This is a genomic window from Streptomyces sp. NBC_00984, assembly GCF_045162475.1.
Classification (GTDB): domain Bacteria; phylum Actinomycetota; class Actinomycetes; order Streptomycetales; family Streptomycetaceae; genus Streptomyces.
The window spans coordinates 7,813,878-7,839,156 of record NZ_CP108734.1 but is presented as its reverse complement, the minus strand read 5'-3'; the positions used below and the strand labels follow the sequence as shown (position 1 = coordinate 7,839,156).

Annotated in this window: 19 protein-coding genes and 1 pseudogene; 12 read left to right on the top strand and 8 right to left on the bottom strand. The window is 70.4% G+C overall.

Annotated elements, in window-relative coordinates; genetic code table 11:
* Window positions 1–130 precede the first annotated feature (130 nt).
* On the top strand, window positions 131–466 hold the full coding sequence (locus OG520_RS34975; RefSeq protein ID WP_406016685.1) for a hypothetical protein: 336 nt from the start codon (window positions 131–133) through the stop codon (window positions 464–466).
* Here OG520_RS34975 and OG520_RS34970 read toward each other — a convergent pair.
* From OG520_RS34970 to OG520_RS34960, 3 genes are all read right to left on the bottom strand, one after another.
* Entirely contained in the window at window positions 375–1,277 is a 903-nt protein-coding gene (locus tag OG520_RS34970) for a JmjC domain-containing protein (protein ID WP_406015773.1), read from the bottom strand. The two genes, OG520_RS34975 and OG520_RS34970, sit on opposite strands and share 92 nt — an antisense overlap.
* 34 nt (window positions 1,278–1,311) lie before the next feature.
* Window positions 1,312–2,181 carry a JmjC domain-containing protein gene (locus OG520_RS34965; protein ID WP_399331745.1) on the bottom strand — a complete coding sequence of 290 codons (870 nt, stop codon included), beginning with the start codon at window positions 2,179–2,181 and terminating at the stop codon, window positions 1,312–1,314.
* A gap of 92 nt (window positions 2,182–2,273) precedes the next feature.
* On the bottom strand, window positions 2,274–2,465 hold the full coding sequence (locus OG520_RS34960) for a hypothetical protein (RefSeq protein ID WP_406015772.1): 192 nt from the start codon (window positions 2,463–2,465) through the stop codon (window positions 2,274–2,276).
* A 405-nt stretch (window positions 2,466–2,870) separates the two neighbouring features.
* Here OG520_RS34960 and OG520_RS34955 point away from each other — a divergent pair, with 405 nt between their 5' ends.
* From OG520_RS34955 to OG520_RS34915, 9 genes are all read left to right on the top strand, one after another.
* On the top strand, window positions 2,871–3,497 hold the full coding sequence (locus OG520_RS34955; protein ID WP_406015771.1) for a LysE family translocator: 627 nt from the start codon (window positions 2,871–2,873) through the stop codon (window positions 3,495–3,497).
* 359 nt (window positions 3,498–3,856) lie between these two features.
* Window positions 3,857–5,269, top strand: coding sequence for a serine hydrolase domain-containing protein (locus OG520_RS34950; RefSeq protein WP_406015770.1), 1,413 nt, complete (start codon window positions 3,857–3,859; stop codon window positions 5,267–5,269).
* A complete protein-coding gene (locus tag OG520_RS34945; protein ID WP_406015769.1) occupies window positions 5,266–6,303 on the top strand; it encodes a dipeptidase in 1,038 nt (345 codons plus the stop codon). The genes OG520_RS34950 and OG520_RS34945 overlap by 4 nt, the downstream gene beginning before the upstream one ends.
* Before the next feature lie 108 nt (window positions 6,304–6,411).
* The gene (locus tag OG520_RS34940; RefSeq protein ID WP_406015768.1) at window positions 6,412–8,541 is read left to right on the top strand and encodes a dipeptide ABC transporter ATP-binding protein; all 2,130 of its coding nucleotides are present in this window, start codon (window positions 6,412–6,414) and stop codon (window positions 8,539–8,541) included.
* A 67-nt stretch (window positions 8,542–8,608) separates the two neighbouring features.
* The gene (locus OG520_RS34935; protein ID WP_406015767.1) at window positions 8,609–9,559 is read left to right on the top strand and encodes an ABC transporter permease; all 951 of its coding nucleotides are present in this window, start codon (window positions 8,609–8,611) and stop codon (window positions 9,557–9,559) included.
* Entirely contained in the window at window positions 9,556–10,491 is a 936-nt protein-coding gene (locus tag OG520_RS34930) for an ABC transporter permease (protein WP_406015766.1), read from the top strand. Before OG520_RS34935 ends, OG520_RS34930 begins: the two co-directional genes overlap by 4 nt.
* 62 nt (window positions 10,492–10,553) lie before the next feature.
* Window positions 10,554–12,413: an ABC transporter substrate-binding protein gene (locus OG520_RS34925; RefSeq protein WP_406015765.1), complete on the top strand. Its 1,860-nt coding sequence runs from the start codon at window positions 10,554–10,556 to the stop codon at window positions 12,411–12,413.
* Between the two features lie 30 nt (window positions 12,414–12,443).
* A complete protein-coding gene (locus tag OG520_RS34920) occupies window positions 12,444–13,730 on the top strand; it encodes an erythromycin esterase family protein (protein ID WP_406015764.1) in 1,287 nt (428 codons plus the stop codon).
* Window positions 13,727–15,817 carry a prolyl oligopeptidase family serine peptidase gene (locus tag OG520_RS34915; RefSeq protein ID WP_406015763.1) on the top strand — a complete coding sequence of 697 codons (2,091 nt, stop codon included), beginning with the start codon at window positions 13,727–13,729 and terminating at the stop codon, window positions 15,815–15,817. The genes OG520_RS34920 and OG520_RS34915 overlap by 4 nt, the downstream gene beginning before the upstream one ends.
* 22 nt (window positions 15,818–15,839) lie before the next feature.
* Here OG520_RS34915 and OG520_RS34910 read toward each other — a convergent pair whose 3' ends face one another.
* The 5 genes from OG520_RS34910 to OG520_RS34890 form a co-directional block, all read right to left on the bottom strand.
* Complete coding sequence (locus OG520_RS34910; RefSeq protein WP_406015762.1) at window positions 15,840–17,510, bottom strand: PucR family transcriptional regulator; 1,671 nt, start codon at window positions 17,508–17,510, stop codon at window positions 15,840–15,842.
* A 106-nt stretch (window positions 17,511–17,616) separates the two neighbouring features.
* A complete protein-coding gene (menC, locus tag OG520_RS34905; protein ID WP_406015761.1) occupies window positions 17,617–18,723 on the bottom strand; it encodes an o-succinylbenzoate synthase in 1,107 nt (368 codons plus the stop codon).
* Complete coding sequence (locus OG520_RS34900) at window positions 18,720–19,676, bottom strand: GNAT family N-acetyltransferase (RefSeq protein ID WP_406015760.1); 957 nt, start codon at window positions 19,674–19,676, stop codon at window positions 18,720–18,722. The genes menC and OG520_RS34900 overlap by 4 nt, the downstream gene beginning before the upstream one ends.
* A gap of 13 nt (window positions 19,677–19,689) precedes the next feature.
* On the bottom strand, window positions 19,690–20,886 hold the full coding sequence (locus tag OG520_RS34895; RefSeq protein WP_406016631.1) for a M20 family metallopeptidase: 1,197 nt from the start codon (window positions 20,884–20,886) through the stop codon (window positions 19,690–19,692).
* Between the two features lie 905 nt (window positions 20,887–21,791).
* Window positions 21,792–24,023, bottom strand: coding sequence for a serine/threonine-protein kinase (locus OG520_RS34890; protein ID WP_406015759.1), 2,232 nt, complete (start codon window positions 24,021–24,023; stop codon window positions 21,792–21,794).
* Window positions 24,024–24,212: 189 nt separating this feature from the next.
* Here OG520_RS34890 and OG520_RS34885 point away from each other — a divergent pair, with 189 nt between their 5' ends.
* Both OG520_RS34885 and OG520_RS34880 read left to right on the top strand, forming a co-directional pair.
* Complete coding sequence (locus OG520_RS34885) at window positions 24,213–24,434, top strand: helix-turn-helix domain-containing protein (protein WP_406015758.1); 222 nt, start codon at window positions 24,213–24,215, stop codon at window positions 24,432–24,434.
* Between the two features lie 72 nt (window positions 24,435–24,506).
* Window positions 24,507–25,165: pseudogene (locus tag OG520_RS34880) on the top strand (oxidoreductase); the annotation flags it as partial.
* Window positions 25,166–25,279: the final 114 nt, after the last annotated feature.

Genomic DNA, 25,279 nt, shown 5'->3' with positions numbered 1-25,279 from the left:
CCAGCCCGGATCTCGGAAAAGTGAGTGATGGCACCGGCGATGGTGACGGAGATGTCCGGCTGTTGGCAGCGCCGGGCCCGCAACGCCTGGACGACCAGCGGGCCTGTGACACGTCGCCACCGCCACGCACGTGGTCACCGACTGGACCAGCGCCTTGACCACCGAGCACGACAACGTCGTCGCCATGGTGGGCGTCGCGCTGCTGGTCACCGGCGTGACCATGGACAGCATGGCGGAGCGCTTCGTACGGAATGCCGCCAGCCGCAGGATCCGGTTCATCGCCAATGAGCCGGACCAGCGCGATATCGCCGAGTACCGCGACAAGATCGAACAGATCCGTCACGACAACGACGTCCCGGTCCAGGCACCACCGGTCAGCCCAGCAGTGCGCTCAAAGAACCCGCGGTGGTGTGCTTTTCGCGGCGCATCGCACCCCGGGCCAGATGTACCAACTCTTCTGGCGTGAGGCCGGCGAGCGTGCGGTGGAAATGCGCGATGAGGTCGTGCGCGGCCCCGGTCAGCGCTGCGTCATCGTTGGGCCGGGCGGGCAGTCCGTCGCCGTCCAGCAGGAGTGCCTCAAGAACGGCGTACAAGTGGGCGGAGCCGGCCTCGCGGACCGTGAACGAGAGATGCGCGGACGCGCTCCCCCCGGTGGCTTCGGCCACATGCGCGAACGCCCTCGGTACGTAGAGGACTTCGCCCTGACGCAGAACCACGTCCAGCAGCGGATCCCCCGGGTCGCCGTCCACGCGCTCGGGCTGCCAGTTCCCGTCGGGCGGTCCCGGATACACACGCCACCGCTTCGAGCCGTGTATCTGCACGGCCAGCACGTCGGCGTCGTCGCGGTGCACCGGACGGCCCTGCGTCCCCGGCGGGGTGAGGAAGAAGAACGCCTCCACCTGGCGTTGAAAACACTCCGCAAGCCCATCGGCCAGTTCCCGCACACCTGCGTGCCACTGGTCGACGTACCGCAGTAGGAGCGTGGCTCCCTCCTCGCCGATCAGTCGGCGCACGGCCCCGGCATCCACGTAGCGGTTGTCGATCCCGCCCAGGACGACTCGGGGAGAACAGTAACGCTCCTCCGGTACCGGACCGTCCTCGTGCACGAGCGTCGCGTAAGGGGTGGTGAGGAGACCTGCATCCAGGATCCTGTCCAGCTCGGCGACCGTCAGCAGCTCCGTCGGGGGTGTGCGGGGGTGCAGTACGGCGGGTGTGCGGCGCCACAGGGTGTGACGAAATGCCTGCTCGTCGCCCACATATCGTGCAAGCGGGTCCATCGTTGCCTCTCCACGTTCCATGCCGTCGGCGTGATCAGACGGTCTGACGGTTGCTGTACGCACGCGGTCGTGCCCTGCCGATGACATCGTCCGGGGTGACTGCGTCGAGCTGCGCGCCGAGATGGTCCAGGAGGTCGGCCGCGGTGCGCAGCAGGGCGTCATCGTCCAGCGGACGGCCAGGCAGAGCCAGGCCGTCGACGATCCCCGTCAGCAGAGCGGTGCGCAGATGCTCCGCACCGGCCTCCCTCACCACCACGGTCAGATGAGCCGACGAGGAGTCGCCCACGGCCGTGGCGGTGTGCGCGAAACCTCTCGGCACGTACAGCACATCACCGGTCTCAAGGACCGTGTCCAGCAGTGGCGCTCCCGGATTCTCCTCGCGGACCGGCGCCCAGTCGCCGTCGGCCGGACCGGCGTACACCTGCCAGTGCTTGGCACCGCTGAGCTGGATGGCCAGCAGGTCCCCGTCGTCCCGGTGCACCGGACCCCGGCGGCCGGGACGACTCAGGAAGAAGAACGCCTCGACAAGACGGCCGAGCCGCTCGGCAACACCCCTCGTGAGTTCACGCACCGGGGGATGCCATTGGTCGACGTAACGGAACTGCAGGGTCGCCCGTTCCTCATCGATCAGTCGTCGGACCGCCGCCGCATCGACGTACCCCTGGGCAGGGCTCCCGGTGATGACGCGCGTCGGACAGAAACGCTCATCGGCGATGCTCCCCTGTGCGGTGTACAGGCCGACATACGGAACGCGCAGCAGCCCCGCGTCGAGGAGCACGTCCACGTCCGAGAGTGTCAGCACCTCCAACGGCGGGTCCTGCGGCCGCAGAAGCACCGGTTCCTTCCGCCAGTACGTACCCAGGAGCTGCTCCACGTTCGGTACGCACCGTTCCAGCCAGTCCATTGTTCCGTCCCTCTCCGAGTGGACCCGCCGGTGTGAGCACCGGCGGGTCCCGGACGCGCTTGCGCGCACTCGCGTGCGCGTCGGTCAGCCGATCACATGACGTCGGGGTAGCAATCCCCGCACCCGGCCTCGATCCTCTGGTCCGAGGCCGGGGACGCGGCGGCGTCCCCGACGGACGGCACGAAGAACGCCCCTCCGGCAACGGCGAGCGCTGCCACGCTCAGTGCGGCACGCTTGGAGATCTCCGCACGCTTCAACGGCTCTGCGGCCTGGGAATGCGACATGACCAACTCCTTTCCCGGGCAGCGGTTTCCACCGCTCCCGGGTGTTCACTCGGCCCCGGTTCCGAGGCCGAGAACGATCTTGCGTCGGCCCGCGTACACAGGAGAAGCAGCACTGACGCATTCCATACGCCACTTACGGATCTCTGATACGCCCGCCCCTCCCCGGCCGGTGTCCTGTGTTGTGAGTTGCCGGAGTCGTCGTTTGCAGTAGCGGAGGATGACGGCGAGCCCGAGAACGGCGAGTGGTTGCGGGGGTGGCGTTCGTCGTGGTGGTCGGGTCCGCCGTAGTCGGTCAGCCAGGTCATGGTCCGCTCGATGACCCACCTTCAGCGCGCGAGCCGATCGCTGGATTCGAACCCGAGACCTACGCTTCACGAGACGGCAAGCGTTGCATAGGCTCGTTGCGTGCAGTGGCATCAGGTACTCGGCTTCATGGTCGCCGTCACACCCCTCACATTGATTCCCGGCACGAGCTTCACGCTGGTCACGCAACAGGTGATCGCGGGATCGCGGTCCGACGGTGTGCGCGCCGCATTTGGCTCCGCGTGCGGGCTCCTGGTGCACGCAACACTCGCCGCGATCGGTTTGTCGGCCCTCGTCATGTCGTCGGCTCAGGCGTTGACGGTGGTGAAGCTCCTGGGCGGCATCTATCTGATCTGGCTGGGCGTGACCACGTGGCGTTCGACGCGTCGAGGCGTCGAACCAACGGCACGGAGGCGATGGCGCTTGCCATGGGCTCGGCTCGGAGGGTTTGGCCAGGGGCTGTGGTCCAACGTCCTCAACCCGAAGGCCGCGTCGGTCCATCTCACCTTGGTACCGCAGTTCCTCACGTCGAACCGCCCCGTCGCGCCACAGATCGCGACGCTTGCGATCGTCCATGTGGCCGTCGTGCTGGTGTGGCTGCTGTTCTGGACATCTGTGGTCGCCGCTGCGCGCGCGGCGATCGACACACCTCGATTCCGACGTGGGACGAGCCGTCTGGCGGGGGCCGTGCTGGTCGCCCTGGGAGTTCGAACGGCGACCGCGAGCTGAGCCCGCGTACCTCGGCCGAATTGGCGGCAGGACCTCCGCGAGCGATCTCGGTCAGTCCAAGAAGCTCAACCGCACCTGCCGCTCCGGGTTGTCCCGGTTCGTGTCCGCCGACCTCCGTCGAGACAACCGTCAAGGTGCCCGATCGTGCCCTCCACGTGCTGTGTCATCGAGAACACGCGTGGACGATGTGCGCCGACCGCCGGGAGGGCCTCCTCGTAGCCTGCTCCCCCACCCGTCGAAGGCGAGCCGCCCGGTTCGGCCAGTCGCACCAATGCTCTGGCCGCATGTGGTGGGAGTGGACGAAGAGGGCGGTTTCCGCAGGTCCTAAGCTCCTGCGCAGTCGAGCAGGGAGGGATGCCGTGCAGAAGCTGGACGGGTCGGAGCAGCTGAACAAGCTGGCGGAGGTCGGTGCCTGGTTGCGCCGCCGATTGCCAGATCTGCTCATCGAGAGCCAGGTGCCCGGGGCCGCCGTGGCGGTCCAAGCCGGTGATGAATGGGTCGAATCCGCGGCCGGTGTACTGAGCACGGCCACCGGGGTCGACGCCACGGCGGACTCCCTCTTCCAGATCGGGTCGATCACCAAGGTGATGACCGCGACGCTGGTCATGCAGTTGGCCGACGAGGGACGACTGGATCTGGACGCTCCCGTACGGGCCGTCCTGCCGGAGTTCCGGATCGCCGACGAAAAAGCGGCGCGAGGGATCACCACACGGCATCTGCTGAGTCACGTCGCGGGTTTCGAGGGAGACATCTTCACCGACACCGGCAAGGGTGACGACTGCCTGGAGAAGTACCTGGGCGTCCTGCGGGACGTGCCGCAGCTCTTCGAGCCGGGCGCGATGTTCTCGTACAACAACGCCGGGTACTGCGTGCTCGGGCGGATCGTCGAGGTGCTGCGCGAGGAGCCGTTCGACGTCTGCGCCCGGCGGCACCTGTTCGCTCCGCTGGGTATGAGTCACACCGCGAGTGACCCCTACGAGGCGATCGTCCACCGCACGGCAGTGGGTCACATCGGGACGGTGCCGGGGGCGCCGCTCGAGCCGACGCCGGTGTGGGCCCTGGCACGCTCGAACGCACCGGCCGGATCGATGCTGGCGATGCGTGCGCGCGATCTGCTGGCCTTCGCCCGGATGCACCTCGCCGGAGGCCGGGGCCCCGACGGGGTGACCGTGCTCGGCCCGGAGACCGTCCAGGCCATGCAGCAGCCGCAGGTCACGCTGCCCGACATCGACCAGGGCGCCGCCTGGGGGCTCGGCTGGGAGCTCTTCGACCTGTCGGGCGGCACGGTCATCGGACACGACGGGAACACCATCGGTCAGTCGGCGTTCCTGCGCCTGGTGCCGGAGCGGGATGTCGCGGTGGCGATCGTCACCAACGGCGGCCTGTCACGGCGCGTGTACACGGAGATCGCGGGCCGGGTCCTCGGTGAACTCGCCGGGGTCGGTCTGCCCGCCTCGCCGGTGCCGGACGTGGGCGCTCCCGTTGCGGAGACGTCCCGGTACGTCGGTACGTACACGTCCAGCACCGCCGAGACCACGGTGAGCCGGGACACCGCCGGGCGGCTGTGGCTGGAGCGCGCTCCCCGGGGAGCCATCGCCGAACTGGACGAGGCGCCGTACCGCACGGAGCTGGTCGGCAGGCGCGGTGACACCTTGATCCCGGTCGAGCCGGAGCGCGGGGTCCACGCGCCGCTCGCCTTCCTCGGTGACGACGGGCAGGGACACGCGCTGTATCTGCACACCGGCCGGGCCGAACGACGGGCACAGCGATGAACGAGATGCACCGACGCGCGATCGTGGCAGACCTGCACAACGACCTGCTGTGTGCGGTGGTCGCCCGGCCGGTGGACCACTGGGCGGAGTTCTTCCGGGAGCGCTGGCTGCCGCAATTGCGGGCCGGCGGGGTGAACCTTCAGGCGCTGCCGGTGTTCGTCGAGGATCCGTACCGGCCGGAGGGGGCGCTTCGCCGCACGCTGCGCATGATCGAGGCGGCGCACCGGCTCGCGGCCGGCAACGCCGATGCCGTCACGCTGTGCACGGACGGCGCCCAGGTCGACCGGACGCTGGCTGAGGGCCGGATCGCCCTGGTGCTGGCACTGGAGAGCGCACCGGGCGTGGGCGACGACGTGGAGCTGCTGGAGACCCTGTTCCGGCTGGGGGTCAGGATCGCCTCCCTGGCCCACTTCGGTCGCACCTCCCTGGCCGACGGCAGCGGTGAGGACGCGACGGGCGGCCGGCTGACCCGCTCCGGGGTCGCGGCGCTGGCCGAGATGGAGCGCCTCGGCATGCTCTACGACATCAGTCATCTCGGCGCGTCCGGGGTCGAGCACGTCCTGGAGCTGTCCTCACGGCCGTTGATCGCCACGCACTCCAGCGCACGGGCGCTCTTCGACCACCACCGCAACCTTGACGACGAGCAGATCCGGGGGGTCGCCGCGGGCGGCGGAGTGGTGTGCGTGAACTTCTTCGCTCCGTACCTGCACGAGAGCGACTACTCGATCGGCCGACTGATCGACCACATCGAACACATTGCCGGGGTGGCCGGCGTCGAGCACGTCGGGCTGGGTCCCGACTTCATCAAGGAAGTACTTGCCGACACCACTCCCCCGTGCTGCGAGACGGCCTTCGTCGAGGGAGTGCCGGCCGACGCCTATCTGCCCGGCCTTGCGGGTCCGGCCGGGCTGCCGCTGGTCACCGATGCGCTGCAACAGCGGGGGTGGCCGGAGCGCGACATCGTCGCGGTCCTGGGGGAGAACGTACGGCGCCTGCTGCGGAACGAACTGGGCCGGCCCGCGTCCGCCGGCTGAGCGCCGTGCACGGCAGGAGATTCCCTTCGTGCGATCGGAACGACGCACACCTGAATGTTCAGTGAACCCGACGAACGACGCCTGACGTACGTGTCTCAAAATCGTCGGATGGTCGAGGAGATGGAGAGCCATATCGTGCGCGCGAGCGATGGTTTTGAGAACGCACGTGAGCCCGCGGACGGCAGCCGAGTGCTGACGATCCGCAATCTGTCGGTCGAGATCCGCCGGGGCGACCGGATCGTCCACCCGGTCTCGGACGTCAGTCTGGCGCTCGATCGCGGGGAGACCCTGGGGATCGTCGGGGAGACCGGATCCGGCAAGTCCATGACCGGCCTGGCCGTGATGGGCATGCTGCCGGCCGGTGGCCGGGTGACCGGCGGCTCGATCGACTTCGGCGGTACGGAGCTCGTCGGACTCCCCGCGGACCGGTACCGGGCCCTCCGCGGCAACGACATCGCGATGGTGTTCCAGGATTCGATGACGGCCTTGAACCCCACCCGCCGCATCGGCGAACAGGTCGCCGAACCGGTGCGGTTGCACCAGGGCGCGTCGAAGCAGACCGCGCGCGCACGTGCCGCGGAGCTGCTCGACCTGGTCGGGATACCGAAGCCCCTCGAACGGCTGGACGACCATCCGCACCAGCTCTCGGGCGGCATGCGGCAACGCGTGATGATCGCGATGGCCCTGGCGTGCGAGCCGCGGGTCGTCATCGCGGACGAGCCGACCACCGCGCTCGACGTCTCCATCCAGGCGGAGATCCTCGATCTCCTGGACGACCTCAGGTCCCGGCTGGGCATGTCGATGATCCTCATCACCCACGACATGGGAGTGATCGCCCGGCACGCCGACCGGGTGGGCGTGATGTACGCCGGGCGCGTGGCCGAGACCGGGCCGACACCAGCTCTTTTCAGCCATACCCGGCACCGCTACACCCATGCGCTGCTGTCCTCGATCCCCTCGCTCACCCAGGACCGGCGCGAGCAGCTCTTCAGTATTCCCGGCACACCGCCGGATCTGGCCGCCTCCCCCGCGGGCTGTCCTTTCGCGCCGCGCTGCGCGACCGCGACGGACCGCTGCCACGAGGAGCGGCCGCCGCTCTCGGTGGAGGAGGACGGGCACACCCACGCGTGCTGGCACCCGGTCGCCACGGCAGCAGTCCGTACCGGCTCAGGGGCATCGGCCGTCGCACGGCCCGCCGTCTCCCAAGAGGCCCCTGCCGCACGCGAGACGACGCCGCGGCTGCGGATCGTCGATCTCGGACTTGAGTACCCGGTGGGCGGACGGGGCCTCCTCGGGCGGCGCCGCACTGTCAAGGCGGTCTCCGGAGTGAGCTTCGACGTGGCACCCGGTGAGACGTTCGGCCTGGTCGGGGAGTCAGGGTGCGGCAAGTCCTCGCTGGGCCGCATGCTCGTGGCCCTGAACCGGCCCACGTCGGGCGAGGTGATCTTCGACGGCGCTTCGGTGACCGGTATGAGTGCCCGCGAACTCGCACCACGCCGGTCCCAGTTGCAGATGATGTTCCAGGACTCGAACTCCTCTCTCGACCCCCGGATGCGCATCGGCGCGATCCTGCGCGAGCCCCTCGCGATCCAGGGCATCGGCAGGCGCGCCGCCCGGACCGCGCGGGCCCGCGAGCTCCTCGGGGACGTGGGGCTGCCGTCGGGCGTCCTGGAGCGCTACCCCCACGAACTCTCCGGGGGACAGCGCCAACGGGTGGGGCTGGCCCGCGCGCTGGCTCTGGACCCGAAGGTGCTGGTCGCCGACGAGCCGGTCAGCGCGCTGGACGTCTCCATCCGTTCCCAGATCCTCAATCTGATGCTCCGCGTCCAACGTGAACGCGAACTGAGCAGTGTCGTGATCTCCCACGATCTCGCGGTCGTGCGGTACCTGGCCGACCGCGTCGGAGTCATGTACCTGGGCAAGTTGATGGAGACCGGCACCACCGAGGAGGTGTACGGGTCCACCGCGCACCCGTACACCGCGGGGCTGCTCGCGGCGGTTCCCGAGGCGGACCCCGCGGCGCCGCGCCCCCGGCCGGGCACGCGCGTGCGCGGCGAACTGCCCAGTCCCATCGATCCGCCCAGCGGCTGCCGGTTCCGCACCCGATGTCCGCTGGCGACCGAGGTGTGCGCGGCGACGGAGCCCGCCCTCGCGACCCTCACCGGCACGCACAAGGTCGCCTGCCACCACCCCCTGCGCTTGCCGGCCGCACAGCCCGAGGAGCTCTCCGCACGATGAACCGTCACTCACCACTCCCCTGCATGTCAGGGACCCCACGGATCTCCCGGAGAGGAGCTGGTCACGCATGAGCTGGTACGTGGTCCGACGGCTGGCGATCTCCTTCGTCGTCCTGCTGGGCATCTCCGCGTTGGTGTTCTTCCTGCTGCACGTGGTCTCGGACGACCCGGGCCGTGTGGTCCTGGGACAGCGCGCGTCCCCCCAGGCCGTGGCCGACTTCAACCGGGAGCACGGGTTCGACCGGCCGCTCGTCGTGCAGTACCTCAGCTATCTGGGCCAGCTCGCCCACGGTGACCTGGGCAGGTCCTACAAGCTCAACGAGAACGTGGGGGCGGTACTGACGCAGAACGCCGGTCGCAGCGCGATGCTGTCGCTCGCCGGCCTGGTCCTCGCGCTGCTGATCGCCGTCCCGCTCGGCATCCTCCAGGCGGTCCGCCGCAACAGTCTCGTCGACCGCGCCGCCACGGCGGCCTCCTATGTGCTCTACGCGACTCCGTCGTTCCTGCTGGGCCTGATCCTGATCGCCGTGTTCAGCCAGTCCCTGCCATTCTTCCCTGCCGAGGCGTCCCAGTCGCACTCCTCGTGGGTGGTCCTCACCGATCCCCGCGCCATGGCCCTGCCCGTCATCACGCTCGCTGTCACCAGCGTCGCGATCTTCTCCCAGTACCAGCGCTCGTCGGCTCTCGACCAGCTCGGCCAGGACTACATCCGGGTCGCCCGCGCCAAAGGGCTCCCGGAGCGGAGCGTCCTGACGCGCCACCTGCTGCGCAACGCCTGTCTGCCGCTGATCACGCTGGTCGGCACGCTCATCCCCAGCCTCCTGGCAGGCAACCTGATCGTCGAGTCGCTCTTCAACTACCCCGGCCTCGGCCTGCTGTTCCTCAACAGCCTGCAGCACGAGGACTACCCGGTTCTCCTCGCCTACACCCTGATCGGCGGCGTCCTCACCGTGGCCGGCAACTTCGTCGCCGACATCGCGGTCGCCGCCGCCGACAGCCGAATCGAGTTGAACAAATGACCTCACGACACACGGACACGGCGGGGGCCCTGGAGGCGGGCGCCACGGCGCCGTCAGCAGCCGGCCCGGCCGAACCGATGGACGTGCACGAGCGGTTCACCTTGAAACCGGTGCTGCGCGCACTGCGGCACCACCCGCTGGGCCTCGTCGGCGGGCTGCTTCTGATACTCGTCGTCGGGTTCTGTTTCCTCGGCCCCCTGCTCTACCCGACCAACCAGACCGACGTGGATCTGGTGAACGCGGCTCTGCCGCCCAGCACCGAGCATCCGCTCGGGACGGACCTCAACGGGTTCGACGTGCTCGGCCGCCTCATGGCGGGCGGCAGGGTGTCCTTGCAGATCGGGCTGCTCGCCGCGTTGTTCGCCACCACGATCGGTACGGTCTACGGCGCCGTCGCCGGACTCGCCGGCGGGATCGTCGACGGGTTCCTGATGCGGGTGGTCGACACCCTGCTGTCGGTCCCCTTCCTCTTCTTCGTCCTGATCCTCTCGGTGCGCTTCCACGCGAACGCCGTGTCGCTGAGCCTGGTCATCGGCGGGTTCTCCTGGCTGGTCTCCGCCCGGCTCGTCCGCGGCGAGGTCCTGACCCTGCGGGTACGGGAGTTCGTGCTGGCGGCCCGGGTGATGGGGGCCTCCCGCCCACGGCTCATCCTCACCCACCTGATTCCGAACGCGCTCAGCGTGATCATCGTCGTCATCACCTTCCAGGTGGCCGACGCGATCCTCGTCGTCGCCGCTCTGGGCTTCCTGGGCTTCGGTCTGACATACCCGACCGCGGACTGGGGCAGCCAGCTTGCCAACGGCGCGACGTTCATCTCCGCCGACTACTGGTGGCTGGTGTATCCCGTCGGCATCTGCGTCATCGTCACGGTGCTGGGGCTCAACCTGCTGGCGGACGCGTTCCGCGACGCGCTCGGTCACCGGGCCGGCTGAGGCCGCTCGCCACGACCGTCACCTCTTCACCTTCTTCCACCACACCTCGCAGGGAGCCATCCATGACACATGTGCCCGGCAAGGCGCGAGGACGCCGCTTCGCGGTGCTCGCCGCCGTGCTCGCCGTACTGGCCACGGCGTGCACCGGCGGCGACCTGGCCAAGGATCTGCAGGGCGGTTACAAGACTCTGCCGAAGGAGTCCGGGAAGCCCAAGGACGGCGGCACGGTCACGGTCGCGCTGACTCCAGGGCTGAGCCCCAACTACATCTATCCGTATCCGCCGGCGTCCGCCAACGGCACCGTCATCGCCCGGGGGCTCCTGTGGCGCTCCCTCTACCGCCCCAGTGGTGAGGGCGACCAGATCGCGGACGCCGCACTGAGCCTGGCCGAAGCGCCCCGCTACAGCACCGACCGCAAGACCGTGAGCATCAGGATGAAGGACTACTCATGGTCCAACGGCAGGCCGGTCACCGCCGACGACGTCGTCTTCTCCCTGGCCCTGCTGAAGGCCGCGCTCAAGGAGAGCCCGGCCAACTGGAGCTTCTACACCCCGGGGCAGTTTCCCGACGGCATCACCGCGAAGGCCACCGCGTCGGACGAGCTCACCCTCAGGTCCACGACCGCGTACAACCCGTCCTACCTGATGTCGATGCTGACCCTGCTGTACGTGATGCCCTCCAAGGAGTGGAACATCGCCCGCACCTCGGGGCCGCACCTGGACTACACGCAGCCGGAGAACGCCAGGGCCATCTACACCTACCTCACCAAGCAGTCGGAGTCCCAGGCCACATTCGCCGACAACCCGCTCTGGCAGGTGGTCAACGGCCCGTACCGTCTGAAGAGCTTCGACCCCACGACCGGCTCGTTCTCCCTGGTCCCCAACACGTCCTACAGCGGCCCCGGCGGCTCACGGCTCGACCGGGTCGACTTCAAGTCGTTCACCTCCGCCCCGGCGGTCCTCAACCAGTTCAAGGCCGGCAACCTGACCGTCGGAACGCTGGACTCCAGCTTCATCATGCAGATCGGCGCGCTGAAGAAGAAGGGCTACCACGTCTACGGCGCCCCGGCGCCCGCCCGGTTCGACCCGCTTGTCCTGAACTTCGAAAACACCACCCACCACTTCGACAAGGTGATCGCGCAGCCGTACATCCGCCAGGCCCTACAACACCTGATCGACCAACAGGGCTACATCAGGAGCCGGGGCGTGTACAACGGTGCCGCCTCCCCCAACTACACCACCGCGGGCAGCGACTCCCCGTACCCGCCCGCGTTCGGTGACCAGGCGCCCTACCCGTACGACCCGGCCGCCGCCAAGAACCTGCTCACCGGCCACGGCTGGAAGGTCGAGCCGGGCGGCGCCACCAGCTGCCAACACCCGGGCACCGGGGCCGGCGAGTGCGGGGCGGGCATCCCGCGCGGGCAGACGATCGACTTCTCCCTCGCCTCCGCGAACACCCCGGCGTACGTCGGCGCCCGGGACACCGCCTTCGCATCGGAGGCCAAGAAGCTGGGCCTCAAGATCACGCTCGTGAGCAAGTCGCTCAACTACCTGTACACCAACTACGGCAACTCCTTCGCGCCCGCCAACAAGAACAAGTGGGCGGCACAGGACTACGGACCGCTGTACCTGGCGGCCGGATACCCGAGCAGCAACACCGTGTTCAACACGGGAGGCAGCTTCAATCTCGGCGGGTACCGCGACGCCGAGGCGGACAAGCTGATCGACGCGTCGACGTTCGGAGCGGATTCCAAGGCCCTGTCGGCCGAGGTGACCCACCTCGGCAAGGACCTGCCGGTGCTCTACTTCCCGACTCCGCACACCCTCGTCGTGTGGAAGAGCAGCCTCTCCGGGCCGCCGTCGTCGTTCAGCTCACTGCTCAGCTTCCTGTATACGCCGGAACTCTGGTACTTCCACAACTGAATGCCGCGCGCGGGAAGGTGGTGAGCCGTCATGGATACGTTCCACAACACGTCTGCGGACATGGCTGCGCTGCGTCAACTGATCGGCGGAGCGCGGGTGGTGGCCCTCGGCGAGGGCGCGCACAACATCACGGAGTTCTACGGGCTCAGGGACCTGCTGTTCCGGTTCCTGGTCCGGGAGTGCGGGTTCACCGGGCTGGTCCTGGAGTCCGGATTCGCCGAGGGGCTGGCCGTCGACGAGTGGATCGACGGCGGGCCGGGACGGGTCGGGACCGTCGCCCGGGACGGCATCACCTACCGCTTCGGCGAGTGCGAGCCGATGCGGAGGCAACTGCGCTGGATGCGCCGGCGCAACTCCGGCGGGTCTGCGAAGGTCGCCTTCTACGGAATGGACCTGCCCGGCTCGTCCACCTCCCCCGGCCCGGCGGTCCGTGCCTGCCTCGACCGGCTGCCCGCACGTCCGGGCGACGAGGAGTTGCTGCGGCTGAGCGATCTGGGCGACCGGTCGCAGGCGGCGGTCCGTTACGCGGCGATGTCCTCCTCGGACCGTGCCCGGCTGCTCGACGGCCTTCGCGGACTGGACGAGCGCGCACTCCGTCACCGCCGGCACAGCGGCCCGGACGACGAGGACGCCGAGATCGCCCTGTGGTGCGCGGCCTCGCTCGAAGCCTTCGTCGCCGAGGCCGACGAGGACGGGACCTCCTCGCAGGGTCCCTATCCGCGGGAGGCGTTCATGGCGCGCAGCGTGGAGTGGATCCTGCGCCGGGAGCGGCGCATCGTGGTGAGCGCCCACAACGCACACGTCCGCCGGACACCGCTGCACGGTCGGCCGACCCTGGGCGGTCTGCTCTCCTCCGAGCTGGGAGCGGACCTCGTCGTCATCGGGATGACGTACGGCTCCGGGCCCGAAGTCACCTTCACCCAGCGGTCGTCGCGTCCGTTCGACTGCGACGTCACGCTCGGGGCGCGGACCCTGACGCCGGAGTCCGTCGAATCGCGGCTCGACCGTCTCGGCCCGGAGGTGACCCTCCTCGATCCGCGCCGCGCGCCCGCCGGCTTCTTCGACGGCGTCGAGGGGACGCTCGCCGGTGGGGAGCTCGACCCCGTCGACGACTTCCCGGCTGCCTACGACGCGCTGCTCCACGTCCGGCGGGTGAACCGGATCCCCGGGGCGTTCGAGCGGCTGCGTGCCGAGTTCGTCGCGGCCGCGCGAGCGGGCTTCGAGGCGGCCCCGGACGCAGATGCACCAGCAGATCAGTCCATGCGTCCCGGAGACCTCGACGGTCTCCGGGACACCGAGGAGTCGGAGTCACAGTGAACAGCAGCCCTCCGCCGTATCCGCCCGCGCGGACCGTCGACGCCTTCGAGGACGTCGCGGGCGTCCGGGTGCCGGACCCGTACCGGTGGCTGGAGCCGGAGACCGACGAGGTACAGCGGTGGCAGCGCCGACAGGCCGAACTCGCCACTTCGATCGCCTACGACGGGCAGGACCCTGCGGCCGTACGGAAGCTGATCGAGACCTACGATGCCGGGTCCCGCCCGGCACTGCCGAGGTTCGCGGCGGGCCGCTGGTTCCGCGCCGTGAACGCACCCGGTGCGGCGGCGCCCAGCGTGGTCGTCGCCGACCGGCCGTTCGGCGCGGGCCGACCGGTGGTCGACCTGTCCGCGTTCGGCGACGGGCAGAACCCCGCGTTCCTGTCGTGGCTCGCGCCGTCGCCGAACGGTCGCGTCCTGGCCCTGGGCGTCTGCACCGACGGCAGCGAGCACAACACGGTCCGGCTCATCGAGGTGGACTCGGGGCGCGTACTGGACGGCGCGCCGCGGCAGGTCCTGCACAGCGCGTGGGCCGGTGGCGTGTCGTGGCTGCCCGACAGCAGCGGCTTCTTCTTCCTCGCCCTGACCGGTTCGCCGCATGAGTTCCGGCAGGCCGTGTACCGTCACCGGCTCGCCACGCGGGACAGCGCGGGCAGCACCGTGGTGGAACCGATCCCGGTCGGTGAGGGCTCCCAGGAGTACACACTCGTGCAGTTCTCGGCCGACGGCCGCTGGGCCGTCGCAAGTCACCGGGTGGGCAGTCCTGTTCCGGTCGCCGTACGCGATCTGTCCCGGCCCGTCACCCCCTGGCGTCCCTTCGTCACCGACTGCGCCGGGACCGTCGCCGGACACATCGTCGGCGACCGCTACATCGCGGTGACCGATGTAGCGGCACCACGCGGGCGCGTCGTGGCGCTCCCGCTGGATGCCGCCGACCCCAACGACCCGGCATCGTGGACGGAGTTGGTGCCGGAGGGCGAGACGGTGCTGCGGTCCTTGTCTCCGGTCGGTGACCATCTGTACCTCAGTGAGTTCGACCGGACGTGCGCCCGGGTACGGATCCTCGACCGCTCCGGCGCCGTCACCGGGGAGGTTCCGCTACCCGGGCAGGGGGCGCTCTCCGCACCGTTCTTCGCCCTGACCGGCCTGGCCGCGGGCTCTCCCCCGGACGACTTCGTCTTCGCCTTCTCCACCCCGACCAGCTCCTGGGGCGTCTATCGGCACCGTCCGGGAGAGGCGGACATCGAGACGCTGTCGGCCCCGGCGGTCACCCTCGACGCCGACGTGACGTTCGAGCGGGCCGTCGCACCCGACGGCGTGGAGATCCCATACCACGTGGTGCGACCGGCGGGCAGCGACCCGACGCGGCCCGCGCCCACGCTGATCTCCGCGTACGGAGCGGCGAACGTGCCTCTGCTGCCGCAGTACCAGCCCGAGATGGCCGCCTTCGTCGCGGCCGGCGGCGTGCTCGTACAGGCGCATCTGCGCGGGGGCGGCGAGTTCGGCCGCGACTGGTACCTGGCCGCGCACCGGGAACGCAAGCACGTGCGCGACCGCGACCTCATCGCCGTCGCCGAGCACCTCATCGCCACCGGGCTCACCACACCCGAGCGGCTCGCGCTGACCGGTGGCTCCGACGGTGGTCTCATGTGCGGGGTCGCCCTCACGACGCGCCCCAAGCTGTGGTGTGCCGTGCTGCCGATGGCGCCGCTCCTCGACCTCATCGGGGGCACCCGCGATCCCTATCTGGACTTCGTCATCCGCAAGGCGTGGGCGGATCCGGACGATCCTGCGGAAGTACGGCGGCTGCTGCGGCTCTCGCCCTACCAGTTGGTCGGGCCCGGCGTCTTCCCGGCGATCTATCTTCAGGCCGGGGCTACCGATCCGCGGTGTCCTCCCTGGCATGCGCGCAAGTTCGCCGCTCGCCTGCAGGCGGCACAGGAAGGGGACGCGCCGATCCTCCTGCACGTCTTCGACAACGCCGGGCACGGCGCGGCGACGTCGTACGAGGTCGCGACCGCACAGGACGCCGAGTGGCTGGCCTTTCTGATCAGGACACTCGGTCTGGGCCGTCAGGAGGCTTCCGGATGAGCGGGCGGGACGGCCTGTCCGCTCATCCGCCGTCCGGGGCGGACCTGAGCGACATCAGGTGCAGCTGCAGCATGGCCGAGAGACGTGCGGACGGATCATTCAGGTCGATCCGGCCGACCTCCGCCGCGCGCCGAAGCCGGTAGCGGAACGTGTTGGGGTGCACGAACATCGAGGCGGCGGCCGTGGCGACATCGCCGAAGGCGTCGAGCCAACTCTGCAGCGTCTCGGCCAGGTTGGTCGCGTGGATCTCGTCGTAGGCGAGGACGCGTGCGACGACGCCGCTGGGCAGGTCCCCGCGCGGGACGAGGTCGGCGAGCTCCAGCAGCAGTGCCTCGACGTGGACGTCGTCCAGACGGGCGACCGGCGGCCCGGCGGTTCCCGACCGCAGGACGCGCGAGGCTTGCTCGGCTCCGGTACGCGACCGGGCCAGCGCCGCACTGTCCTCGGCGTACGGCCCTACGCCGATCACGGGGCGCAGCCGGGAGCCCACGCGGGCCAGGAACTCGGTGGCGATGCGGGCCGCCCGTTCCTCGGCGTCGTGCCGGTTCTGCGGAAGAAGGGGCAGGATGCCGTACGCGATGTCGCCGATCAGCGCCGCGGTGGCGCGCGGGTGCACCGCGGCCAGATGCATGGCGAACGCGTCAGTGAGACGTTTACGTTCGGTGGCGGTACGGGCGGGCAGCCGGTGTTCATCCGCCGCGTCGACGACGGTGAGTGCGAGAACGACGGCGGGCTCGTCCTTCAGGCCGAGGCGGCGGATCGCCTCGGGTGATCCAGGGCCGCTCTCCAGCGCGGTGGCCAGCAGCTCCGCGCGCTGCCGCCTTTCCATGTCCGCGTCCGCGCGCTGCCACACCATGTGCATCGCGACCAGCTTGGACGCCTCGTAGAGCACTTCGCTGCGGTCCTCGCTCAGCGGCCCGGCGACGACCACCCAGATCGCGCCGAGGATCTCGTCCCCGGCGCGCACGGCGATCGCCGCGCGCGGCAGTTCGGGCGGCTGCGTCGTGTCGCCCGACTCGGGGAGAGACGCGACGAAGACGGGGCGGTCGCTGCGGTAGATCGCCTGGAACACCCCGCGTTCCTCAAGGATGCGCGTGTAGTGCTCGGGGACCTGCCGGCCCAGGATCGTCTGGACCCGCGAGGTGTCGATGTCCTCCTGCCGGCTGGAGAAAGCCAGCAGGCGCGAGTTGCGGTCCTCGATGGTGACGGGCGCGTCCAGCAGCGCGGCAATCGCGTTGGCGACCGCGAAGAGGTCGCCGGACTCGATCCGGTCGGCCGTGTGACCATCCACGTCATGCCGGTTGCTGTCGGTCGTCAGCGTCCGGAGCATCCCCGCCAGGTGCGTCCAGGAGGCGCCGCGGGCGAAGGAGAGCACGGCCACGCCCGACGCTTCGGCCGCATCGATCAGCGCCTCGTCGGCGGTGACAGGCGCGCGGACCACCAGGGCGGCGGCGCCGCGCTGCCCCAGGCGGGTGACGACTCGGGCGATGTCGGAGAGGTCGTGCAGGGCCACGCCCAGTACCAGTGCGTTGTCCGGGAGTTCCGGCTCGTCGAGTGGGTCGTGGATGACGACGCCGCCGATGCCGTCGGCGCGTTCCGCGTCACCGCAGACCACGTCGAGCAGGGTGGAACCGAGTTCCTCCAGGACACGCGCGAGGCTTGCTCGCGGAAGGCTGGTCACGGGAATGAGCACGGGGCCGAAACTAGCCCGGCCCACCGGCATCGGAGTTGGTCGCGCATGACGTAATGATGCCGGCCCGTTCGTCCACACGGACGAACGGGCCGGCGCGGTGAGGGCCTCAGGGGACGGGCACCCAGGTCGTCGAGTCCGTCACCTCGTCCAGAATCTCCGGGACGGGGGTGACGCCGAGGCCCGGCCCGGTCGGCACGGCGAGATGTCCGTCCACGAGGTGGAACGGTGCGGTGATGTCGGTCCGGTAGTAGCGGTCGGAGGCCGAGGTGTCGCCGGGCAGCACGAACCCGGGCAGTGCGGCAAGCGCCACGTTGGCGGCGCGGCCCAGTCCCGTCTCGAGCATGCCGCCGCACCAGACGGGGACGCCGTGCGCCGCGCAGACGTCGTGGATCCGCCGCGCCTCCAGATAGCCGCCGACGCGGCCCGGCTTGATGTTGACCACGTGGCAGGCGCCGAGCACGAGCGCGTCGGCGGCGGCGCGGGCGGAGACGATCGACTCGTCGAGGCAGATCGGGGTGGTGATGCGCTTCGCGAGTTCCGCGTGGCCGAGGAGGTCGTCCTCCGCGAGAGGCTGCTCCAGCATCAGGAGGGCGAACGGGTCGAGCCGGGCCAGATGGCGGGCGTCGCCGCGGCGATAGGCGGCGTTGGCGTCCACCTGCAGCGGGATGTCGCCGAACCGTTCGCGGACGGCGCGCACCGGCTCGATGTCCCAGCCGGGTTCGATCTTCAGCTTGATCCGCAGATAGCCGGCGTCCAGATATCCGGCGACGGCGTCGAGGAGTGCGGGGATCGATTCCGTGATCCCCACCGACACCCCGCACGGCACTCTGTCGCGGACCGCGCCGAGGGCGTGTGCGAGGGGCACTCCCCGGGCCCGGAGGTCCGCGTCCAGCACCGCCGTCTCCAGGGCGGCCTTGGCCATCCGGTGCCCCTTGAACCCGGCCAGGGCCGGGGCGACCTGGTGGGCGTCGAGGTCGGCCACCCCGGCGAGCGCCGGGACCAGGAAGCGGCTGAGGACGTCCGCGGCGGCGTGCGTGTACTGCGACGAGTACTGAGGAGCGGTGCCCGCGCCGCACTCGCCCCAGCCCTCGGCCTCGTCGGTGACGACACGCACCAGGAGGGCCTCCCGCACGGTCTCGGTGCCGAACGAGGTGCGGAACGGGGATACGAGGGGTGCCTTGATGGTGCGCAGTTCGACTCCGGTGACCTTCACGCTGTCTCCTCTGGCGCTTCGTTGTGGTGTGTTCCGTGCCGGCGCGTGCCGTCGGCGACCTGCGTCGGACTTCCGCGGTCCACGACGTACCAGCCCGCCGGGTCGAAGCCGCGCACCCGCGCGCCGTCGGCGAGGAGTCCGCCCAGCACGTCCCGTACCGCCGTGCGCCAGCTCACGGCGCACGCCGGGTCGCTCTCGCGCAGTGCCTCGATGTCCTCGGGTACGGCCACCAGTACGGTGCGTGCGTTGCCGCCGGTGCGCCCCACCGACGGCGCGCCCGTGGCGGAGACTCCGAGGGCGACGGTCGCTCCGCGCGACCGGGCGACTTCCGCGTCGGCCGGTCCGGGCCGCCCGGCGCAGACCGACTCGACGTCCGGGGACGCCAGACGCCACCGCACCAGAATCCGGTCGCTGTCGTCGCTGCGGTTGATCCCGTCGTCGATGGGGCCGTAGAAGTCCGGCAGGTACTCGGCAGGCTCGGCAGCGAGCTTGGCGATGTTGAAGTACGCGTTGCGGCGCACCAAGGGGTCGTACGTCCAGCAGATCTCGCCCACGCCCCGTGCCAGCGTCCAGGCCCGCTGGTGCAGTTTCAGGGCGAAGCCGACGTTGCGCCGCCGCACGTGGGGCAGCACCCCTGCGATGTGGCTGTGCAGGGCCGCGCGCGCCGGCGGGGAGAAGAACCCGAAGCAGGAGCCGACCAGTTCGTCCCCCACGAAGGCGCCGCTGACGTAACTGCCCGCCTTCGCCAGCGCGCGCAGCAGGTCGGCGGTCACCACCGGACTGTTCTCGCCGGTGCGCCAGATCTGCTCGTACAGGCGCCGAACGGCCTCGAGCTCACTGACACTGTCCAGGGAACGGATGTCGATGCCCGCGACGCGCGCGGCGGTCTCGGCCGCGGCGTACGCCGCGTCGACGGGCGGGGATTCGGTGCGGTCGCGCAGGAGATCGGTCACGCAGGTCATGGTTTCAACCCCGATCTTCGCGCAGCTGGTTCGAGGGCACAGGATGCGGGCTCCCGCTTCGTCCGGGCGGACAGCCGTCCTGCGGTGCCAGGAGGTCGGCCACCAACGCGGTGAGCAGTCGGGTCCGCCGCGGCAGCTCCGCGACGAGGAGATGTTCGTCGTCGGCATGCGCGCCGCCGCCCACCGCTCCCAGGCCGTCGAGGGTGGGGGTGCCGACTCCCGCGGCGAGATTTCCGTCGGAGGCGCCGCCGACGGCCACCTGTGTGAGCGGGCCGAGCCCGAGGTCCGTCGCGAGCCGGCACGCCCGCGCAAAGAGATCCTTCGATGCGGTGGCCTGCAAGGGCGGCCGGTTCGGACCACCTGTGACCGCCACGGCTGCGCCGGCCGGCCGGGCGCGCAGGTCGCGCATCGCCCGGTCCACACGGTGCTGCTCCGCCGCGTCCCCTATGCGGACGTCGACGTCGAAGCGTGCCGAGGCGGGGACGGTGTTGCTCGTGGTGCCCGCCTCCAGGCGGGTCGGCGTGACAGTCGTACCGTGTGCCGCATCGCCCAGTGCGGCCACGGCCAGGATCTGGTGGGCGGCCTCGATCGTCGCGTTCACGCCACGCTCCGGCTCGAGGCCGGAGTGCGCGGCACGTCCTCGAACCCGCACCTCGTAGCGCGACACCCCTTTGCGTTCCGTCTTCAGGGCCCCACCCGGTCCGGCGGCCTCCAGTACGAGGGCGGCAGCGTGGGAGCGGGCCTCGCCCTCGATGAGCTCCCGGGACGAGGGCGAACCCGGCTCCTCGTCACCGGTGATGAGGAGGGTCACACCGTCCAGCGGATGCGCGGCCCCGGGTCCGGACACACCCGTCCGTGCCCCCGTGCCGATCAGGTCCGCCAAGGCGTGGAACGCCATCACCAGGCCGGCCTTCATGTCGAAGCAACCGGGTCCGCGCAGCACCCCGTCGCGAACCTCGAACGGATGGCTCTTCAACGACCCGACCGGCCACACCGTGTCGTGATGTCCGATGAGCAGCACGCGCGGGGTCCGGCCGAAGCGCCACCGCACATGCGTGCATCCGTCGATGACTACCCGCTCCGCCTCGGCCCCGAGGTGACCGGCGCCGATCCGGGCCACCAACTCGGCGCTGCGGGCGACCGCGGCCAGGTCGTCCGAGGGGGACTCGCAGCGCACCAGCCGCTCGATGTCCGCGATCATCGCGGCCGCACGCTCTCGTTCCCGGCTCTCGGGCCGGGCACCGTCCTCCTGCCCAGTGGTTCGATTCACCACGGCGCGGTGTTCTGTCACGGCGGATACCTCCAGTCGACGCATCTGCCCAGCATCGTGAGCTGCGCCGCGGTGGGAGCTGTCCGGTCGGCCAATATCGATGTGCTCGATTGGGGCGGGGCGATGAACCGGGCGGACGCTTCCCATCCCGCTTGTTCTCCGTCAACGCCGCCTGGTTCGAGTTCAGCCTCGCGGCCATCGGCCTTCTGGCCTGGACCCGCGTCCTGCTGCTGGCCGGCGAGCCGGCTACCGCCGAACCCAAGGAACTCACCGCCGCCTTCCGCCGTCCGGCCGCCCTACCCCGCGCCGAGTCGCACGCAGATGCGGGCGAGGTCGAGCGAACGCTCCAGGTCCCCGCGGCTCCACGTCCTTGTGACGTCCGCTCCCCTGCGGGCGTCGAGCACCTGCGTGAGGTGCGGCCGGAACTCCGGAGGCCTGTCGGCGGCAGCGCTTTTCGTCGTGTGTGCATGGCGTCCGCCGAAGCCGACGCCATGCCGCGGCGGCGGGCAGGACCTTGCCCACGCTCGGGCTCGTCCCCTCTTCCGGTTGCCTTGAACAGCTCGGCGCGCGAGGTCAATTGATTGGTCGCGCCCTGTCAATGACAGTGATATTTCACCAGCGACAGTATGTGACGGACTGCTCTTGGAGAAGGAATGCCCGCACGCGTCATGAGACCGGTCACGGTGACGGCCGAAAGCCGGAGTGGCGCACCGCGGCGGGACCACGAACCGAGTATTCGCCAAGGGCTGTCGCGTAATCCCACGCCCGCCGGGGATTACGGGACAGCCCTTGGCACCGGAAACAAGGAAGGCGGCCGGCGGCCGGTTCCGCCGGGGTCAGCCCGACTTCGGCGGCTTCTGCGCGTCGAAGGCGAAGAGAGTGTTCTTGGCCGCGGCCACGATCACTGCACGCCCCGCGACGGTCACGCGCGGGCTCGCGCCCTGCTCGCCCGTCAAACCATCGGCCTGCGGATCCGTTGTCCACAGGGGTTTGCCGTCGTACGGCGACAGCGCGACCACCCGGCCGGTCGCCGAGCTGAAATACAGCGCGTCGGCTCCCGTCACGGGACCCGACGCGCCCTCCACGCCCGTCTGCCGGGACCACTTCTTCCGGCCGGTCGCGGGGTCGAGCGCCGTCACGAGACCGGTCTGCGTGCTCACGTAGAGCGTGCCGTCCGCCATGCCGGGCGTCCCCGCGTATGTCTTGGCCAGCCGGGAGTACGTGACCTTCCTCGAGGCCGGGTCGACCCGCGCCACCCCGTCGCAGCCGGCCAGCGCCGGTCCCTCCATGTGCCCCTGGAGGAGTACGAGCCTGCCGTTGGCGACGCCCATCGGCACGGCGGGGCCGTTGACCGCGATGGGCCTGCCCAGTGTCCCCGAGGCGCGGTCGAGCGTGTACAGGGTGGAGTGGCGTACCTCCAGGGCATCCACCTCCGCATCCGTCGCGCACATCGCGAAGAGCTGCGGGCCCACCGGGACGGGAGCGCACTGTGTGCCCGCGGGGAACGGCGTCTTCCAGGCAACCGCACCGCTGTGCGCGTCCCGGGCCTCGAAGCGGGAGTTGGAAGCGTCGACCGTCACAACGGCGGAGCCGACCACCATGGCGTCCTGAGTCCGACCCGTGACGGCCTTCGACTGGGCGCCGGACGGCACGGACCACAGCTCCCGGCCATTGTTCGCGTCGATGGCCACCACCTCACTGGGAGGGTCCTGCGGGGCGTCCTGGGCGGCGAAGCGGTAGCCGAGCACCGTGTCGTCGGTGGCGCCCACCAGGTGCATGCCCTGGACGGGGACGCCCGGACTCTTCGCCGTCCACACCCGCGAGCCGTCCGAGGCCCTGATACGGGTCGCGACAACACCGCCGCCTCCGCAGAACAGCGCGTCGCCGCGCGCGACGCAACGCAGCTCGTCGGGGATGTCCTCCTGGCCGCCCTGCACAGTCCTGTGCCACGGCCGGAAGCCGTCCGGAAGTGCGGCACCCGGCGCCGCGACGCTGTTGCCCTGGTGGCCGCCGCTGTTCCCACCGAAGGCGCCCGCCTTCAGCGCGGCGGCTCCCCCACCGATCGCTGCCACCGCGACCGCGGCCGCGAGCACGGGACGCCATCGGCGACGCAGACGGCGGCCGATGGGGGTGCTGGTGCTTCCTGCGTCGGGACCGGCCGGGGCAGTCGGCGCCGGGGTGGCCGGCGTCGCGAAGTGATGCTGGGTGATCATGTCGCGGGTACGGCCCGCGCCAACCCCGTTCGCGTCGGTCCCGCCGAGGTCGGTCGGCAGGTCCCGCAGCAGCACGAGGAGTTCGTCCGCCGAGGGGCGCCCCTCGGGCTCCTTGTCCAGGCACGGCTCGACGACCGCGCGCAAGGCCACCGGCACGGCGTCCAGCGACGGCTCCTCGTGTACCACCTGGTACGCCGTCAGGTATGGGCTGTCCGCGTCGAAGGGGCCGTGGCCCGTCGCCGCGTAGACCAGCAGCGTCCCCAGCGAGAAGACATCGGACCGCGGCCCCACACCACGCGGCGCCTGCAACTGCTCCGGCGACATGAAGGGCGGCGTACCGATGACCCGCCCTGTCATCGTCAGCGTCTGCTGGTCCACGGCGCGCGAAATGCCGAAGTCGATGACGCGCGGGCCCTCGGGCGAGAGCACGACGTTCGAGGGCTTCAGGTCACGGTGGACGACCCCCACCCGGTGGATGTCGCGCAGCGCCTCCGCCAGCCCGATGGCGAGCCTCCTCAGCTCCGCTCCGTTCAGCGGGCCGTTCGCCGCGATGCGCTGGGCGAGCGTGTGTCCCTCGATATAGGTCGTCGCCATCCACGGCTGCTCGGCCTCGGGGGCAGCGTCGACCACGGCGGCGGTGAACGCACCACTCACCCGCCTCGCCGCCGCCACCTCCTGCCGGAAACGGATGCGGAACTCGTCGTCCCCCGCGAACTGCTGGTGGATCAGTTTGATCGCGACAGGTCGCCCCGAGCTCGTGCGGGCCAGAAAGACCGTGCCCATGCCACCCGAGCCGAGCCGCGCCTCAAGCGGATAACCGCCGATCTCGGCTGGATCACCTCCGCGCAGCGACACTCTTCCCGACCTCCCGTCCCCCGTGCACCTCTGGCACCACGGGCCTGCGTACCTGTCCTGCACACAAACTAGCCGCAGGTCAGTACAACAGAGCAAAGCGGGTGACGAACAGGGAGCCCAGGGCTGCTCCGGTGCCGCACACGACGAAGCCCCGCCACGAGGACTTGGGGCGAGGACGAGCGCCTCCGCATGGCCGACCGGCTGCGCGAGAAGGCGTCCGTCCGGACCATCGCCGCCGGGCCGGGCCGCAGCCCGTCCACAGCCGGCCGGGAGATACGCCGCAACGGCATGCCCCTGCGCGGTGACCACACCCGATGGGTCTACCGTCCCCACGCCGCTCAGCGCTGGGACGACCAGCGCCGGCCCCGGCCCAAGCCCGGCAAGATCGGCCAGAACGCCGCGGCACCGTGAGGGTGGCGCACTCGGCGCCCGGGTTGACCGGGTCGTCGCACGGAGCCCACTGCAGGGCTCCGGCAGTCACCGGCGGCGATGGCGGTTCCCGCGACCATGGAGCGGCGCGTCGGGCCCGGCTGGGAAGGCCAGCTCACCACCAACCACTTCGGGCATTTTTCGGGCATTTCATGCTCGCCTGCGAGCTCTACCCGCTCCTGGCCGCCGCAGGCGGCGCGCGCGTCGTCGTCAACAGCTCCGCCGGACACACCCTGGCCGCCATCCGCTGGCACGACCCGCACCTCCGCACCGGCTATGAAAAGTGGCTGGCCTACGGTCAGTCCAAGACCGCGAACGCTCTGTTCGCCGTACACCTCGATGCCCTCGGGCACAACGACGGCGTCCGCGCGTTCGCACTCCACCCAGGCAAGATCATCACCGGTCTCCAGCGCGAGATGCCCCTGCGGGAGCAGATCGATCGCGGCTGGGTGGACGAGCACGGCAACGTGATCGGCGCCGACTTCAAGACCCCCGCCCAGGGCGCCGCCACCGGCCTGTGGGCCGCCACGTCCCTGCTCCTCGACGGCCGCGGCGGGCTCTATCTGGAGGACTGCGACGTTGCCCGCATCTCCGCCCCCGACCAGCCCATGGACGACGGCGGCGTCCGCGCGTACGCCATCGACCCCGACGAGGCCACTCGGCTCTGGGACCTGTCCGTCGCCGCGACCGGAGCCACGCCGATCCCCCGATGAACGCGCGCTCTGCATATGCCGCACTGACTTCCGCTGCGGCGTTCAGGGCGGTACGAGCCGCCCTCGTCTTCAAAACGACCGTCCCGGGCCCTGGCCGGCGCACCCGGCGATCCG

Coding starts and splice junctions, on each gene's coding strand:
- OG520_RS34970 (WP_406015773.1), bottom strand. CDS start 1,277: ATGGACCCGCTTGCACGATATGTGGGCGACGAGCAGGCATTTCGTCAC.
- OG520_RS34965 (WP_399331745.1), bottom strand. CDS start 2,181: ATGGACTGGCTGGAACGGTGCGTACCGAACGTGGAGCAGCTCCTGGGT.
- OG520_RS34960 (WP_406015772.1), bottom strand. CDS start 2,465: ATGTCGCATTCCCAGGCCGCAGAGCCGTTGAAGCGTGCGGAGATCTCC.
- OG520_RS34945 (WP_406015769.1), top strand. CDS start 5,266: ATGAACGAGATGCACCGACGCGCGATCGTGGCAGACCTGCACAACGAC.
- OG520_RS34940 (WP_406015768.1), top strand. CDS start 6,412: ATGGTCGAGGAGATGGAGAGCCATATCGTGCGCGCGAGCGATGGTTTT.
- OG520_RS34935 (WP_406015767.1), top strand. CDS start 8,609: ATGAGCTGGTACGTGGTCCGACGGCTGGCGATCTCCTTCGTCGTCCTG.
- OG520_RS34930 (WP_406015766.1), top strand. CDS start 9,556: ATGACCTCACGACACACGGACACGGCGGGGGCCCTGGAGGCGGGCGCC.
- OG520_RS34925 (WP_406015765.1), top strand. CDS start 10,554: ATGACACATGTGCCCGGCAAGGCGCGAGGACGCCGCTTCGCGGTGCTC.
- OG520_RS34920 (WP_406015764.1), top strand. CDS start 12,444: ATGGATACGTTCCACAACACGTCTGCGGACATGGCTGCGCTGCGTCAA.
- OG520_RS34895 (WP_406016631.1), bottom strand. CDS start 20,886: ATGATCGCGGACATCGAGCGGCTGGTGCGCTGCGAGTCCCCCTCGGAC.
- OG520_RS34885 (WP_406015758.1), top strand. CDS start 24,213: ATGGCCGACCGGCTGCGCGAGAAGGCGTCCGTCCGGACCATCGCCGCC.